General features: G+C 70.7%; 1 pseudogene (running past one end of the window). It reads left to right on the forward strand.

The features are described 5' to 3' along the window. Window positions 1–18 precede the first annotated feature (18 nt). Window positions 19–17,006 (forward strand): annotated as a pseudogene (locus HG543_RS15135) (non-ribosomal peptide synthase/polyketide synthase); its annotated part runs 15,415 nt beyond the window's last position; the annotation flags it as partial.

Below are 17,006 nucleotides of genomic sequence, written 5' to 3' on the forward strand. Positions count from 1 at the left end.
GCGCCCCTGCCCCTGCGCGTGGTGGACCTCACCCCCCTTCCCGAGGAGCAGCGTCAGGCCGAGGCCCGCCGTGTCGTGAGCGAGGACGCCGCGCGTCCGTTCGACCTCGCGAAGGGTCCGCTGCTGCGCGTCACCCTGGTGCGCCTGTCCGAGCGCCAGCACGCGCTGCTGCTCAACATGCACCACATCATCTCCGACGGCTGGTCGTCCGGAGTGCTGGTGCGTGAGATGGCCGCGCTGTACGAGGCGTCCTCCGCGGGCCGGCCCTCTCCGTTGCCAGAGCTGGCGGTGCAGTACGCCGACTACGCGGTGTGGCAGCGCTCGTGGCTCCAGGGCGAGGCGCTGGACGAGCAGCTCGGCTGGTGGAAGCAGCAGCTCGCCGGAGCCCCCGCGTACCTGGAGCTGCCCACCGACAAGACCCGTCCGCCCGTGCTGGCGCACCGGGGCAGCTCCGTGGACGTCCGCCTGCCGCGCGAGCTGAGCGAGTCGCTCAAGGCCCTGGCCCAGCGCGAGGGCGCCACGCCCTTCATGCTGCTGCTGGCCGGCTTCCAGCTCCTGCTGTCCCGGTACTCCGGCCAGGATGACGTAGTGGTTGGCTCGCCCATCGCGGGCCGCCGCCACGCGGAGACCGAAGGCCTCATCGGCTTCTTCGTCAACACGCTCGTGCTGCGCGCGCAGCTCGATGCGCGGGCCTCCTTCCGCGACCTCCTGGCCCGCGTGCGCGAGAGCACGCTGGGCGCGTACGAGCACCAGGACGTCCCCTTCGAGCGGTTGGTGGAGGAGCTGCAGCCGGCGCGCGACCTCGGCCGCAGCCCGCTGTTCCAGGCCTTCTTCGCCCTGCAGAACACGCCCGCGCAGGAGCTGGCGCTCCCCTCGCTGTCGCTCCGTTCCATGGACATGGAGGACATCGCCGTCGCCCGGTTCGAGCTGGCGCTCGACATGATGGAGACGCCGGACGGCTTCGCGGGCCGGCTCCAGTTCGACACGGACCTCTTCACCGAGGCCACCGCCCGCCGCCTGATGACGCACCTCCAGTCGCTCCTGGAGGGAGTCGCCGCGCGTCCGGAGGCACCGCTCGCCGAGCTGTCCCTGCTGACACCCGGTGAGCGCCAGCAGGTGCTCCACACCTGGAACGGCTCCGCGAACGCCGAGCCGCCGGACTCCACCTTCCACCACCTCTTCGAGCGCCAGGCCGCCCTCACTCCCGACGCGCCCGCCGTGCGCCACGAGGAGGATGTCCTCTCCTTCGCTCGGCTCAACGCTCGCGCCAACCAGCTCGCGCACCACCTGCGCTCGCTGGGCGTCGGGCTCGACACACCCGTGGCCCTGTGCCTGGAGCGCTCCGTCGACCTCATCGTCGCCATGCTCGGCGTGATGAAGGCCGGTGGCGCCTACGTCCCCCTGGACCCTGCCTGGCCCGCGCAGCGGTTGGGTTTCACGCTCCAGGACTGCGCCGCCCCCGTGCTGGTGACCCGCCAGCGCCTGGCCGACGCGTGGCAGCCGTCCGGCACGCGGGTGCTGTGCCTGGACACCGAGGCCGCGCTGCTCGCCTCGCGGCCCGTGAGCAATCCCTCGCCCACTGCGTCGGCGGACAACCTCGCGTACATCATCTACACGTCCGGCAGCACCGGCACGCCCAAGGGCGTCATGGTGCAGCACCGCTCGGTGCTGGAGCTGCATCGCTCGTTCGCGCAGGCGTTCTACGGTGGCCAGCCCTCCGGCCTGCACGTCAGCGTCAACGTGCCGCTGGTCTTCGACGCCTCCGTGCAGCAGCTCATCCAGGTGCTCGACGGCCACTGCCTGTGCATCGTCCCCGAGGCCACGCGGCAGGACGCCGAGGCGCTGCTGAAGTGGATCGAGCGCAACCGCATCGACGCGCTCGAGGGCACCCCGTCCATGCTGCGACTGCTGCTCCAGCAGGGCCTCCTGGACGGCGACGCCGCGCCGCGCCTGCTGTTCTCCGGCGGCGAGGCCGTGGACGAGGCCGCGTGGAAGGCCTTCTCCAGCGCTCCGCGCACGCGCACCTTCAACGTCTACGGCCCCACCGAGTGCACCGTGGTGGCCACGGCCTCGCGGGTGACGGCGGACACGCGGCCCAACATCGGCGGGCCGCTGCCCCACGTGCGGGCCTACGTGCTGGACGTATACGGGCAGCCGGCGCCGATGGGCGTGCCCGGTGAGCTGTGCATCTCCGGCACGGGCCTGGCCCGCGGCTACCTGAGCCGCCCGGAGCTCACCGCCGAGCGCTTCGTACCCAACCCCTTCAGCGACACGCCGGGCGCGCGCATGTACCGCACCGGCGACAAGGTGCGCTGGCTGGCCGACGGCACGCTGGAGTACCTGGGCCGCATCGACTTCCAGGTGAAGGTGCGCGGCTTCCGCATCGAGCTGGGGGAAATCGAGACCGCGCTCGCGCAGCACCCGGCCATCCGTCAGGCCGTGGTGATGGCGCGCGAGGACGTGCCCGGAGACAAGCGGCTGGTGGCCTGGTTCACCACGCATGGCCGCGCGCCCGAGCCCGAGGCCCTGCGGGCGTTCCTCAAGGAGCGGCTGCCCGAGTACATGGTGCCCTCCGCCTTCGTCCCGCTGGAGGCGCTGCCCCTCACGGTGAACGGCAAGCTGGACCGGCGCGCGCTGCCGGCGCCGGATGACTCCGCCTTCGCCGTCACCTACGTGGCGCCCGCCACCGCCACCGAGGAGCGGCTCGCCGCGGTGTGGGCCGAGGTCCTGCGCGTCCCGCGCGTGGGCCGGCTGGACGACTTCTTCTCGCTGGGAGGCCACTCGCTGGTGGCCACCCAGGTGATGGCGCGCGTGCGCTCCACCTTCGGCGTGGAGCTGCCGCTCCGGGCGCTCTTCGAAGCACCCACGCTGGAGGCGCTCGCCCGGCGCGTGGACCGCGCCATCGCCATGGGTCAGGTGGGTGGACTCTCCGCGCCGCCCCTGCGTCCGGCGCCGCGCGGCGAGGGTGGCGTGCCGCTGTCGTTCGCGCAGCAGCGGCTGTGGTTCCTGGATCAGCTCCAGCCGGGCTCGCCGACGTACAACATGCCGGTACCGCTGCGCCTGGAGGGCGCGCTGGACGTGGGCGCCCTGGAGCGCGCCTTCACGGAGCTGGTGCGCCGTCACGAGTCCCTGCGCACCACCTTCCGCGAGGAGGGCGGCAGCCCGGTGCAGCACATCGCTCCGCCCGCGCCATTCCGCCTCGCGGTGGTGGACCTGAGCACCCGTGAGGACCGCGAGGCCGAGGCGTACCGGCTCGCCACCGCGGAGGCGCAGCGTGGCTTCGACCTGAAGGCCGGCCCCCTGCTGCGCGGCACGCTGCTGCGGCTGGAGGCCTCGCGGCACGTGCTGCTGCTGACGATGCACCACATCATCACCGACGGCTGGTCGCTGGGGGTGTTGGTGCAGGAGATGGCCGCGCTCTATCAAGCGTGCGTGGCGGGCAAGCCGTCGCCGCTGCCCGAGCTGGCGTTGCAGTACGCGGACTTCGCGGCGTGGCAGCGCTCGTGGCTCCAGGGTGAAGCGCTGGAGCAGCAGCTCGACTATTGGAAGCAGCAGCTCTCGGGAGCGCCCCAGGTGCTGGAGCTGGCCACGGACTTCCCGAGGCCCGCGGTGCAGACCTTCCGGGGCGCGCTGGCGCAGGTGAAGTTCCCCACCTCGCTCTCCCGCGCGCTCCAGGCGTTCTGCCAGAAGGAGAACGTCACCCCGTTCATGGCGCTGCTGGGTGCGTTCCAGGCGTTCCTCGCGCGCTATTCCGGACAGGAGAACCTCGTCGTCGGCTCGCCCATCGCGGGCCGCCGGTTCGTGGAGACCGAGGGCCTGATTGGCTTCTTCGTCAACACGCTGGTGCTGCGCGCGCGGATGGAGGCCAACCCGTCCTTCCGCGAGCTACTGGCCCACGTGCGTGACGCCACGCTGGGCGCGTATGCGCACCAGGACATCCCGTTCGAGAAGCTCGTCGAGTCGCTCGCCACGACGCGCGGCCTGGACCGCTCGCCGTTGTTCCAGGTCTTCTTCGCCCTCCAGAACACGCCTGTCCCGTCCGTGTCGGGCGAAGCCCTGTCCATCCACCCGTTCGAGCTGGACAGCCCCGCCGCCAAGTTCGACCTGGAGCTCAACCTCTCCGAGTCCCCCGAAGGCCTCGCGGGCGCGCTCATCTACAACGCGGACCTGTTCCTGCCCGAGACGGCCGCGCGCATCGCCCGCCTGTATGTGGGCTTCCTGGAGACGCTGTTGGAGCGGCCGGAGCAGCCGTTCCACGCGCTGCCGCTGCTGCCCACCGAGGAGCTGCGCTCGGTGCTGGAGGACTGGAACCGCTCTCCTTCCGAGTTCCCTCGCGACGCCACGATGCCGGAGGTCTTCTCCCGCGTTGTCTCCGCGCACTCCGACTCCGTCGCACTGGAGTTCGGCGACCGGCGCCTCACCTACTCCCAGCTCGACGCCGAGGCCAATCGCCTCGCGCATCTGCTCGTCTCTCGCGGCGTGCGGCCCGATGCTCCCGTGGCCCTCGCCCTGGAGCGCTCCGTCGAGCTCATCGTCTCCCTGCTCGCCATTCTCAAGGCCGGCGGTGCCTACCTCCCGCTCGATACCTCGTATCCCCGCGAGCGCCTGGAGCAGATGATTGAGGACGCCCAACCCGTCCTCCTTCTCACCGCTTCGTCCCTCAAGGACGCCATTCCCTCCGGCGACTCGCTACCTGTCGTGCTCGTGGACTCGGTGGACACCTCCACCCTGCCCTCGCACTCCCCCAGCGTCGCCCTCGCGCCCGAGCACCTGGCCTATATCGATTTCACCTCCGGCTCCACTGGCCGGCCCAAGGGCGTGGCCGTCTCCCATCGCAACGTGCTGCGCACCGTCCTCAATGCGCCCTACGCGGACGTGTCGGCGGGCCACTCCTTCCTGCTCATCGCCCCCATCTCCTTCGACGCCTCCACCCTCGAAGTCTGGGGGCCGCTGCTCAACGGCGCTCGCCTCGTCGTCTTCCCTCCGTCGTCGCCGAGTGACCTCGACGTCCTCTCCTCCGTCCTCCAGCACCACTCCGTCTCCACCCTCCACCTCACCGCGGGCCTCTTCTCGCAGATGGTGGAGACCCACGTGCATGGCCTGAAGTCGGTGAAGCAGCTGCTCACCGGTGGTGACGTGGTCAGTGCGCCTCACGTCAAGCGCGTGCTGGGTGAGCTCGGCATCCCGGTGACGGCTTGCTACGGCCCCACCGAGGGCACCCTCTTCACCTCCACCTTCCGCATGACGAATGCGGCTCAGGTGCCCACCTCCATCCCCATCGGTACGCCCATCACCGGCACCCAGGTGTACCTGCTCGACTCGCACCTGCTGCCGGTGGCTCCCGGTACTCCGGGCGAGCTTTTCATCGGCGGCGAGGGCCTGGCTCGCGGCTACGTGCGCCGCCCGGACCTCACCGCCGAGCGCTTCATCCCCAATCCCTTCTCCTCCTCGCCCGGTGCGCGCATGTACCGCACTGGCGACCTGGCTCGCTGGCGCCAGGACGGCGTGCTGGAGTTCCTCGGCCGCAAGGACTTCCAGGTGAAGGTGCGTGGCTTCCGCATCGAGCTGGCCGAAGTCGAAGCGGCGCTGCTGGCCTTCCCGGGCGTGCGTGAGGCCGTCGCCCTGGCCCGCGAGGATGCCCCTGGTGACAAGCGCCTCGTCGGCTACGTCACCGGCGACGCCTCCCTCGACATGAGCGCGCTGCGCGAGGCGCTCAAGGCCCGCCTGCCCGAGTACATGGTGCCCTCCGCGTTGATGCGGCTGGACGCCTTCCCGCTGACGGCCAATGCCAAGGTGGACCGCAAGGCCCTGCCCGCTCCGGAAGCCCGTGCGGAGATGCGCCCCTTCGTGGCGCCGCGTACCGCCACCGAGCAGCAGCTGGCCTCCGTCTGGGCCGAGGTGCTCCGCATCGACAAGGTCGGCCTCCACGACGACTTCTTCGAACTCGGCGGCCACTCGCTGTTGGCCACGCAGGTGGTGGCGCGCATCCGTGCCACCTTCGGCGTGGAGCTGCCGCTGCGCGCGCTCTTCGCGTCGTCCACGCTGGAGGGCCTCGCCCGCGCCATCGACTCCAGTGAGCGCAGGGCCGCGAACGTGCCGCCGCTGCGCGCCGCGCCTCGGGGTGAGCACCTGCCGCTGTCCTTCGCGCAGCAGCGCCTGTGGTTCCTCGACCAGCTCGAGCCGGGTAGCGCTCAGTACAACATCCCCACCGCGCTGCTGCTCGACGGCGCGCTGGACGTGGATGCCCTGCGCCGTGGTTTCGAGGAGCTGGTGCGCCGCCACGAGTCGCTGCGCACCACATTCCGCGCCGAGGCCGGTCAGCCCTCGCAGGTCATCCACCTGCCCGCCCCGCTGCCGTTGAGCGTGGTGGACCTCACCCCCCTCCCCGAGGCGCAGCGTCAGGCCGAGGCTCGCCGTGTCGTGAGCGAGGACGCCGCGCGTCCGTTCGACCTCGCGAAGGGCCCGCTGCTGCGCGTCACCCTGGTGCGCCTGTCCGAGCACCAGCACGCGCTGCTGCTCAACATCCACCACATCGTCTCCGACGGCTGGTCCACGGGCGTGCTCGTGCGCGAGATGGCCGCGCTCTACGACGCCTTCCGCCAGGGCCTGCCCTCCCCGCTGCCGGAGCTGGCGGTGCAGTACGCCGACTACGCGGTGTGGCAGCGCTCGTGGTTGCAGGGCGAGGCGCTCGACTCGCAGCTTCGCTGGTGGAAGCAGCAGCTTGCCGGCGCGCCCCCGCACCTGGAGCTGCCCACCGACAAGCCCCGCCCGCCCGTGCTGTCCTCGCGGGGTGGCACGGTGCCCGTGCGCTTCAGCCAGGAGCTGAGCGAGTCGCTGAAGGCCCTGGCCCAGCGTGAGGGTGCCACCCCGTTCATGCTGCTGCTGGCCGCCTGGCAGCTGCTGCTGTCCCGCTACTCCGGCCAGGATGACGTGGTCGTCGGTTCGCCCATCGCCGGCCGCCGGCACGCGGAGACCGAGGGCCTCATCGGCTTCTTCGTCAACACGCTCGTGCTGCGCGCGAGGATTGACGCCCGTGCCTCCTTCCGCGCGCTGCTCGGCGGCGTGCGCGAGAGCACGCTGGGGGCCTACGAGCATCAGGATGTTCCCTTCGAGCGACTGGTCGAGGAGCTGCAGCCGGTTCGCGACATGAGCCGCTCGCCGCTCTTCCAGGCGTTCTTCTCCCTGCAGAACACGCCCGTGCAGGACATCGTCGCGTCCACGCTGTCCATGCGTCCCATGGACACCGAGGATGCGTCGGCCGCCAAGTTCGAGCTCAACCTCAACCTGAGCGAGATGCCCGAGGGCATCGCCGGCGTCCTCCAGTACAACGCCGACCTCTACTCGGAAGCGACCGCCGCGCGCATGGTGGCCCACCTCCAGGTGCTGTTGGAGGCCGTCTCCGCACGGCCCGAGGCGCCGCTCGCCGAGGTCGTGCTCCTCACCGCGACCGAGCGCCAGCAGGTGCTGCGCGCCTGGAATGACACCGCCGCCGACTTCCCGGTGGACTCCACGTTCCCCGTGGAGTTCGAGCGCCAGGTCGCCCTCACTCCCGACGCGCCCGCCGTGCGCTTCGCGGAGGAGGTCCTCACGTACACGCAGCTCAATGCTCGCGCCAATCAGCTCGCACACCACCTGCGCTCGCTTGGCGCCGGGCCGGATGTGCCCGTGGCGCTCTGCATGGAGCGCTCGGTGGAGATGGTCGTCGCCCTGCTGGGCGTGATGAAGGCCGGTGGTGGCTACGTGCCGTTGGACCCGACCTGGCCCGTCCAGCGCCGCACGCGCACGCTTCAGGACTGCGCCGCTCCGGTGCTGCTCACGCAGCCGCACCTCGCGGCCGCTTGGGATGTCGCCGGCCCGCGGGTCCTGTGCCTTGGCGCCTCGGACGCACTGCCGTCCGGGCTGCCCACGCACAACCCGGCGCCGGTGGCCTCGCCCGACACTCTCGCCTACGTCATCTACACCTCCGGCAGCACCGGCACCCCCAAGGGCGTCATGATTCAGCACCGCTCGGTGCTCAACCTGCACCGCGGCCTGCGTCGGTCCATCTACTCCGGACAGCCGGCCTCCGGCCTGCGCGCCAGCCTCAACGCCCCTCTGGCCTTCGATGCCTCCGTCCAGCAGCTCGTCCAGCTGCTCGATGGCCACTGCCTGTTCATCGTCCCCGACTCCACCCGCCAGGCCCCTCAGGCCATGGTGGACTGGGTGCGCCGTCACCGCATCGACGTGCTCGACTGCACTCCGTCGCTGCTCAAGCTGATGCTCCAGGCCGGCCTCTTCCAGGGCGAATGGGCTCCTCGCGTGCTGCTGCCCGGCGGTGAGGCCATCGACGAGGCCACCTGGTCGCAGCTCGCCGCCGCTCCGGCCACCCGCACCTTCAACGTCTACGGCCCCACCGAGTGCACCGTCGACTCCACCTCCTTCGAGGTGCGCGCTTCCTCGCGTCCCACCATCGGCGGGCCTCTGGCCAACGTGCTCACCTACGTGCTGGATGAGCGCCTGCAGCCAGTGCCCGTCGGTGTGCCCGGTGAGCTCTTCATCTCCGGTGCAGGCCTCGCCCGCGGCTACCTGCGCCGTCCGGACCTCACCGCCGAGCGCTTCCTCGCGGACCCCTTCAGCACTGTCCCGGGTGCCCGCATGTACCGCACCGGTGACAAGGTGCGCTGGTTGGCTGACGGCACGCTCGACTACCTGGGCCGCACCGACTTCCAGGTGAAGCTGCGCGGCTTCCGCATCGAGCTGGGTGAAATCGAATCCGCGCTCGCCCTGCACCCCGCCGTGCACCAGGCCGTGGTGCTCGTGCGTGAGGACGTGCCCGGTGACAAGCGTCTGGTGGCGTGGTTCACCTCGCGCACCACCGCGCCCGAGCTCTCCGCGCTGCGCTCCTTCCTCAAGGAGCGGCTGCCCGAGTACATGGTGCCTTCGGCCTTCGTCCCCATGGACGCACTGCCGCTGACGCCCAACGGCAAGGTGGACCGCCGCGCCCTGCCCGCTCCCGAGGCTTCGCAGCTGGCCTCCAGTGAGTACGTCGCGCCGGCCACGCCGACCGAGGAGCAGCTGGCTGCCGTATGGGCCCAGGTGCTTCGCGTCGAGAAGGTCGGTCGCCACGACGACTTCTTCGCTTTGGGTGGCCATTCACTGCTGGCGACGCAGGTGGTGGCTCGCGTGCGCGCGGCGCTCGGCGTGGAGCTGCCGCTTCGCGCCCTCTTCGAGGTGTCCACGCTGGAAGGGCTCGCGCTGCGAGTGGAGCGCGCGCGTGCGGCCGGACAGGTCGCGGGGCTCTCCGCGCCTCCGCTGCGTCCCTCGGCTCGCGGTCCGGCCGGAGTGCCGCTGTCCTTCGCCCAGCAGCGCCTGTGGTTCCTCGATCAGCTCCAGCCGGGCTCGGCCACCTACAACATGCCGGACACCCAGCGCCTCGAAGGCGTGCTGGATGTGGCCGCGCTGGAGCGCGCCTTCACGGAGCTGGTGCGCCGTCACGAGTCCCTGCGCACCACCTTCCACGTCGAGGGTGGCAACCCCGTCCAGCTCATCCATCCGCCCACGGCCTTCCGCCTCCCGGTGGTGGACCTGAGCGCCCGTGAGGACCGCGAGGCCGAGGCTCGCCGCCTCGCCCACGAGGACGCGGCTCGTCCCTTCAACCTCGCCACCGGCCCGCTGCTGCGCGCCACCCTGCTGCGCCTCTCCGAGCGTCAGCACGTGCTGCTGCTCAACGTGCACCACATCGTCTCCGATGGCTGGTCCACCTCCGTCCTCGTCCAGGAGATGGCCGCCCTCTACGACGCGTTCTCCGCCGGTCGGCCTTCCCCTCTGCCCCCCCTCGCCGTTCAATACGCCGACTACGCGGTCTGGCAGCGGCAGTGGTTGCAGGGTGAGGTGCTGGAGCAGCAGCTCGGCTGGTGGAAGCAGCAGCTTTCCGGGGCGCCTCATGCCCTGGAGCTGCCCACCGACTTCCCGCGCCCGCCCGTCCAGTCCTTCCGCGGGGCCACCCTCCACTTCCAGCTCCCGAGGGAGCTGAGCCGTGCCCTGGAGACGCTGTGCCAGAAGGAGGGCGCCACCCTCTTCATGGGCCTGCTCGCCTCCACCCAGGCGCTGCTCGCCCGCTACTCCGGTCAGCAGGACATCGTCGTCGGCTCACCCATCGCCGGCCGTCGTTTCTCCGAGCTCGAAGGCCTCATCGGCTTCTTCGTCAACACGCTCGCCCTGCGTGCTCGCCTCGACGACAACCCGTCCTTCGCCACCCTGCTGGGCCGCGTGCGCGAGACGACGCTCGGTGCCTACGCCTACCAGGACGTGCCCTTCGAGAAGCTCGTCGAGGAGCTCCAGCCGCAGCGTGACCTGAGCCGTTCGCCTCTGTTCCAGGCGATGGTCATCCTCCAGAACGTCTCGGACGCCGCGGAGGGAAGCTCCGGAACGTCGGCTGCCCCTCTCTCCATCCAGCGCGTGGACGTGGAGGGCAGTGACGCGAAGTTCGACCTGACGTTCTCCTTCGCCAGCACGGCGGAGGGACTCTCGGTGTCCATCAACTACTGCGCGGACCTGTTCCGCGAGGACACCGTGCGTCGGCTCGCCGCGCACCTGCGGACCCTGCTGGAGGCCGTCACCTCCCGGTCCGAGCTGCCGCTGCTCGACGTGCCTCTGCTCTCCGCTGCCGAGCGCCAGACGCTGCTCGTGGAGTGGAACGACACGCGCACCCAGCTGCGTCGGGGCCTCATCCACCACCTCGTCTCCTCCCAGGTGGCTCGCACTCCCGACGCCCTCGCCCTCGTCGCGGGCGAGGCTCGCTTCACCTACCGCCAGCTCGATGAGCGCGCCAACCGTCTGGCTCATGCTCTGCGCTCCCAGGGCGTCGGGCCCGAGGTGCGCGTCGCCGTCCTCCTCGAACGCAACGCGGACCTGCTCGTCTCGCTGCTCGCCATCCTCAAGGCTGGCGGCACCTACGTCCCGCTCGACGCCAACTACCCTCGCTCGCGCCTGACGTACACCCTCGCCGATTCCCAGGCCCACCTGCTGCTGGCTCACCGGCCCCTGCTCGACTCCCTCCAGCTCGACACTTCCGCGCTGAGCACCCTCTGCCTCGACTCGCTGCCTGACTCCTTCTCGCTGCTGCCCTCTTCCGCTCCGGAGTCCTCTGTCGGCGAGGACAACCTCGCCTACGTCATCTACACCTCCGGCAGCACCGGCCAGCCCAAGGGCGTCTCCATCACGCACGCCAATGCCTCCGTCTTCCTCGACTGGGCCACCCGTACCTTCACTCCCGCTCAGCTCGCCGGCACCCTGGCTGCCACCTCCATCTGCTTCGACCTGTCCGTCTTCGAGCTCTTCGCTCCGCTCACCTGCGGCGGCGCCGTGTTCCTGGCTCGCGACGCGCTGGCCCTGCCGTCGCTGCCGGCCGCCTCCGAGGTGACGCTGCTCAATACGGTGCCCTCGGCCGCCGCCGAGCTGCTGCGGTTGGGCGCCATTCCGCCCTCTGTCACCACCATCAACCTCGCCGGTGAGCCGCTGCCCGGCACCCTGGCCCGCGGCCTTTACGCCACCGGCACCGTGCGCCACGTCTTCAACCTCTACGGCCCCACCGAAGACACCACCTACTCCACCTACACCCGCGTCCCCGAAGGCCCCGGCGAGCCCACCATCGGCCTGCCCCTGCCTCAAACCAGCGCCTACATCCTCAACTCCCGCATGGAGTTGCAGCCTGTCGGCGTCCCCGGCGAGCTGTACCTGGCCGGCGTCGGCCTGGCTCGCGGCTACCTCGCCAAGCCCTCGCTCACCGCCGAGCGCTTCGTGCCCGACCTCTTCAGCCCCGTGCCCGGCGTTCGCATGTACCGCACCGGAGACCTGGTCCGCTGGCGGCATGACGGTGTGCTGGAGTACCTGGGCCGTACCGACTTCCAGGTGAAGGTGCGCGGCTTCCGCATCGAGCTGGGCGAAATCGAGTCCAGCCTGCGCCAGCACCCCAGCGTCCAGCAGGTGCTCGTCATGGCCCGCGAGGATGTCCCTGGCGACAAGCGTCTGGTGGCCTACCTCGTGCCGCCTCCGGGAGTAGCCATCGACGCTGACGCCCTGCGCACGCACGTGCGCAAGACGCTGCCGGACTTCATGGTGCCCTCCGCCTTCGTCTCCCTGGAGGCCATGCCGCTGACGCCCAACGGCAAGGTGGACCGCAAGGCCCTGCCCGCTCCCGACGCTTCGCTGCTCGCCTCATCCACCACCTACGTCGCCCCAGCTACCTCCACCGAGGAGCAGCTGGCCGCCGTCTGGGCCCAGGTGCTTCGCGTCGAGAAGGTCGGCCGCCACGACGACTTCTTCGCGCTCGGCGGCCACTCACTGCTGGCCACGCAAGTGGTGGCTCGCATCCGCGCCGCCTTCGGCGTGGAGCTGCCGCTGCGCGCCCTCTTCGAGTCTCCCACCCTGGAGCAGCTCGCCAGGACCATCGACGGCAAGGACCGGGCGGCGGCGAACCTGCCGCCCCTGCGGCCCGCGTCGCGGGACGAGCGTCTGCCGTTGTCCTTCGCGCAGCAGCGCTTGTGGTTCCTGGATCAGCTCCAGCCCGGTAGCCCGCTGTACAACATGCCCACGGCGCTGATGCTGGAGGGCACGCTGGACGTGGGTGCCCTGCAGCGCAGCTTCGATGAGCTGGTGCGCCGTCACGAGTCGCTGCGAACCAGCTTCCACACCGAGGCGGGCCAGCCCTTCCAGCTCATCCATCCGCCCGCCGCCATGCCCATGGGCGTGGTGGACCTCACCACCCTGCCCGAGGCGCAGCGCCGCGCCGAAGCCCACCGTCTCGCGGTCCAGGACGCGGTGCGCCCCTTCAGCCTCGCCAACGGACCGCTGCTCCGGGTGACCCTGCTGCGCCTGTCCGAGCACCAGCACGCGCTGCTGCTCAACATGCACCACACCGTCACCGACGGCTGGTCCACGGGCGTGCTCGTGCGCGAGATGGCCGCGCTCTATGACGCCTTCTCCTCCGGCAGACCCTCTCCGCTGCCGGAGCTGCCGGTGCAGTACGCGGACTACGCCGTGTGGCAGCGCGCGTGGCTACAGGGTGAGGCACTGGAGCAGCAGCTCGGCTGGTGGAAGAAGCAGCTCGCCAGCGCGCCGCCGCACCTGGAGCTGCCCACCGACAAGCCCCGTCCGCCCGTGCTCTCGCACCGGGGCGGCACGGTGCCCGTGCGCCTGTCTCGCGAGCTGAGCGAATCACTGAAGGCCCTGGCCCAACGCGAAGGCGCCACGCCCTTCATGCTGCTGCTCGCGGGCTTCCAGCTCCTGCTGTCGCGCTACTCCGGGCAGGACGATGTGGTGGTCGGCTCTCCCATCGCCGGCCGCCGCCACGCGGAGACCGAGGGCCTCATCGGCTTCTTCGTCAACACGCTCGTGCTGCGCGCGCAGCTCGTGACGCGGGACTCCTTCCGCGCCCTGCTCGGCCGCGTGCGCGAGACGACGCTGGGCGCCTACGAGCATCAGGATGTGCCCTTCGAGAAGCTCGTGGAGGAGCTGCAGCCGGTTCGCGACATGAGCCGCTCGCCGCTCTTCCAGGCGTTCTTCTCCCTGCAGAACACGCCCGTGCAGGAGATGGTGCTGCCTTCGCTCGCCCTGCGCCCGCTCAGTGGCGAGGGACCCGAAGGCCCCACGACCACCAAGTTCGAGCTGAACCTCAGCCTGTCGGAAACGGAGGACGGCTTCGGAGGCGGGTTCCAGTACAACACCGACCTCTACACCGAGACGACCGCCACCCGCATGGTGGCCCACCTCCAGGTGCTCCTGCAGGCCGTCGTTTCGCGGCCCGACGCGCCGCTCGCGGACGTCGAGTTGCTCACCTCCGCCGAGCGCCAGCAGGTGCTGCGTGCCTGGAACGACACCGCCGCCGACTTCCCGGTCGACTCCACCTTCCACCAGGTCTTCGAGCACCAGGCCGCCCTTACTCCCGACGCGCCCGCCGTGCGCTTCGAAGAGGACGTCCTCTCCTTCGCCCAGCTCAACGCTCGCGCCAACCAGCTCGCGCACCACCTGCGGTTGCTCGGCGTCGGGCCCGATGTCCCCGTGGCGCTCTGCCTGGAGCGCTCCGTGGACGCCCTCGTCTCCCTGCTGGGCATCATGAAGGCCGGCGGCGGCTACGTGCCTCTCGACCCGGCCTGGCCCGTCCAGCGCCGCGCCCTCACCCTCCAGGACTGCGGCGCTCCGGTGCTGCTCACCGCTCAGCACCTGGGCTCCTCCTGGGTGGCTGAGAACGTCCACGTGCTCTGCCTGGACACCGAGGCGCAGACGCTCGCCTCGCGGCCTGCGCACAACCCCGTGCCGGTGGCTTCGCCCGACAACCTCGCCTACGTCATCTACACCTCCGGCAGCACCGGCACCCCCAAGGGCGTCATGATTCAGCACCGCTCGGTGCTCAACCTGCGCCACGCCCTGCGCCAGTCCGTCTACTCCGGCCAGCCCTCCGGCCTGCACGTCAGCGTCAACGCTCCTCTCTCCTTCGACGCTTCCGTCAAGCAGCTCGTCCAACTGCTCGATGGCCACTGCCTGTGCATCGTCCCCGACTCCACCCGCCAGGACCCTCAGGCCATGGTGGCCTGGGTGCTCCGCTACCGCGTCGACGTGCTCGACTGCACGCCGTCGCTGCTCCGGCTGATGCTCCAGGCGGGCCTCTTCCAGGGTGAGGTGGTGCCTCGGCTGCTGGTGCCCGGTGGCGAGGCCATCGATGAGGCGACGTGGCAGCAGCTCGCCGCCGCGCCGACCACTCGCACCTTCAACGTCTACGGGCCCACCGAGTGCACCGTCGACTCCACCGCCTTCGGCGTGCGTGCGGACACCCGCCCCACCATCGGCGGGCCTCTGGCCAACGTGCTCACCTACGTCCTGGATGAGCGCCTGCAGCCGGTGCCCGTCGGTGTGCCCGGTGAGCTCTTCATCTCCGGTGCCGGCCTCGCCCGTGGCTACCTGCGCCGTCCGGACCTCACCGCCGAGCGCTTCCTCGCGGACCCCTTCAGCACCGTGCCCGGCGCTCGCATGTACCGCACCGGCGACAAGGTGCGCTGGTTGGCTGACGGCACGCTGGACTACCTGGGCCGCACTGACTTCCAGGTGAAGCTGCGCGGCTTCCGCATCGAGCTGGGTGAAATCGAGTCCGCCCTCGCCCTGCACCCCGCCGTGCATCAGGCCGTGGTGCTCGTGCGCGAGGACGTCCCCGGCGACAAGCGGCTGGTGGCCTGGTTCACCTCTCGCACCACTGCGCCCGAGCTCTCCGCGCTGCGCGCCTTCCTCAAGGAGCGGCTGCCGGAGTACATGGTGCCTTCGGCCTTCGTCCCCATGGACGCGCTGCCGCTGACGCCCAACGGCAAGGTGGATCGCAGGGCCCTGCCCGCTCCCGAAGCATCGCAGCTGGCCTCCAGTGAGTACGTGGCCCCCGCCACGCCGACCGAGGAGCAGCTGGCTGCCGTCTGGGCCCAGGTGCTGCGCGTCGAGAAGGTCGGCCGCCACGATGACTTCTTCGCCCTGGGCGGCCACTCCCTGCTGGCCACGCAGGTGGTGGCTCGCGTCCGCGCGGCCCTCGGCGTGGAGCTGCCGCTTCGCGCTCTCTTCGAGTCTCCCACGCTGGAGCAGCTCGCGCTGGAGGTGGAGAAGGCCAGCAGGTCCGCGGGCATCCCCGCGCTGCGGCCCGCGCCTCGTGAGGGCCACCTGCCGCTGTCGTTCGCTCAGCAGCGCCTGTGGTTCCTCGACCAGCTCCAGCCGGGCTCGGCCACCTACAACATCCCCAACACGCAGCGGCTCGACGGCGTGCTGGATGTGAGTGCGCTGGAGCGGGCCTTCACGGAACTGGTGCGTCGTCACGAGTCCCTGCGCACCACCTTCCATGCCGAGGCCGGCAACCCCGTCCAGCTCATCCACCCGCCCACGGCCTTCCGCCTCCCGGTGGTGGACCTGAGCGCCCGTGAGGACCGCGAGGCCGAGGCTCGCCGCCTTGCTCACGAGGACGCGGCCCGTCCGTTCAACCTCGCCACCGGCCCGCTGCTGCGCGCCACCCTGCTGCGCCTCTCCGAGCGCCAGCACGTGCTGCTGCTCAACATCCACCACATCGTCTCCGACGGCTGGTCCACCTCCGTCCTCGTCCGGGAGATGGCCGCCCTCTACGACGCCTTCAGTCGCGGCCTGCCCTCGCCTCTGCCCGAGCTGCCGGTGCAGTACGCCGACTACGCGGTCTGGCAGCGGCAGTGGTTGCAGGGCGAAGCGCTGGAGCAGCAGCTCGGCTGGTGGAAGCAGCAGCTTTCCGGGGCCCCGCATGCTCTGGAGCTGCCCACCGACTTCCCGCGCCCGCCGGTGCAGTCGATGCGTGGCGCGACCTTCCAGTTCCAACTCCCCAAGGAGCTGAGCCGTGCACTGGAGGCCCTGTGCCAGAAGCAGGGCGCCACCCTCTTCATGGGCCTGCTCGCCTCCACCCAGGCGCTGCTCGCCCGCTACTCCGGCCAGCAGGACATCGTCGTCGGCTCGCCCATCGCGGGCCGCCGCTTCTCCGAGCTCGAAGGCCTCATCGGCTTCTTCATCAACACGCTCGCCCTGCGTGCTCGCTTCGATGACAGCCCGTCCTTCACCACCCTGTTGGGTCGCGTGCGCGAGACGACCCTCGGCGCCTTCGCCCACCAGGACGTGCCGTTCGAGAAGCTCGTCGAGGAGCTCCAGCTCCAGCGTGACCTGAGCCGCTCGCCCCTGTTCCAGGCGATGGTCGTCCTCCAAAACGCCGCGGATGCGGCGTCTGGAAACCCGGCCACGCCTGCGTCCTCGCAGGAGTCCCTCTCCATCGAGCCCGTCATGGTGGAAGGCGGCGACGCGAAGTTCGACCTCACCTTCACCTTCGCCAGCACGCCCGATGGCCTCGCCGGTTCGGTGGGCTACTGCACCGAGCTGTTCCGCGAAGACACCATCCGCCGCCTCGTCTCCCACCTGCGCGTGCTGCTGCAAGGCCTCGTCGCTCAGCCCCAGCTTCCCGTGGCGGACCTGCCGCTGCTCGATGAGGC

The sequence above is a fragment of the Pyxidicoccus fallax genome (assembly GCF_012933655.1).
Classification (GTDB): Bacteria; Myxococcota; Myxococcia; order Myxococcales; family Myxococcaceae; genus Myxococcus; species Myxococcus fallax.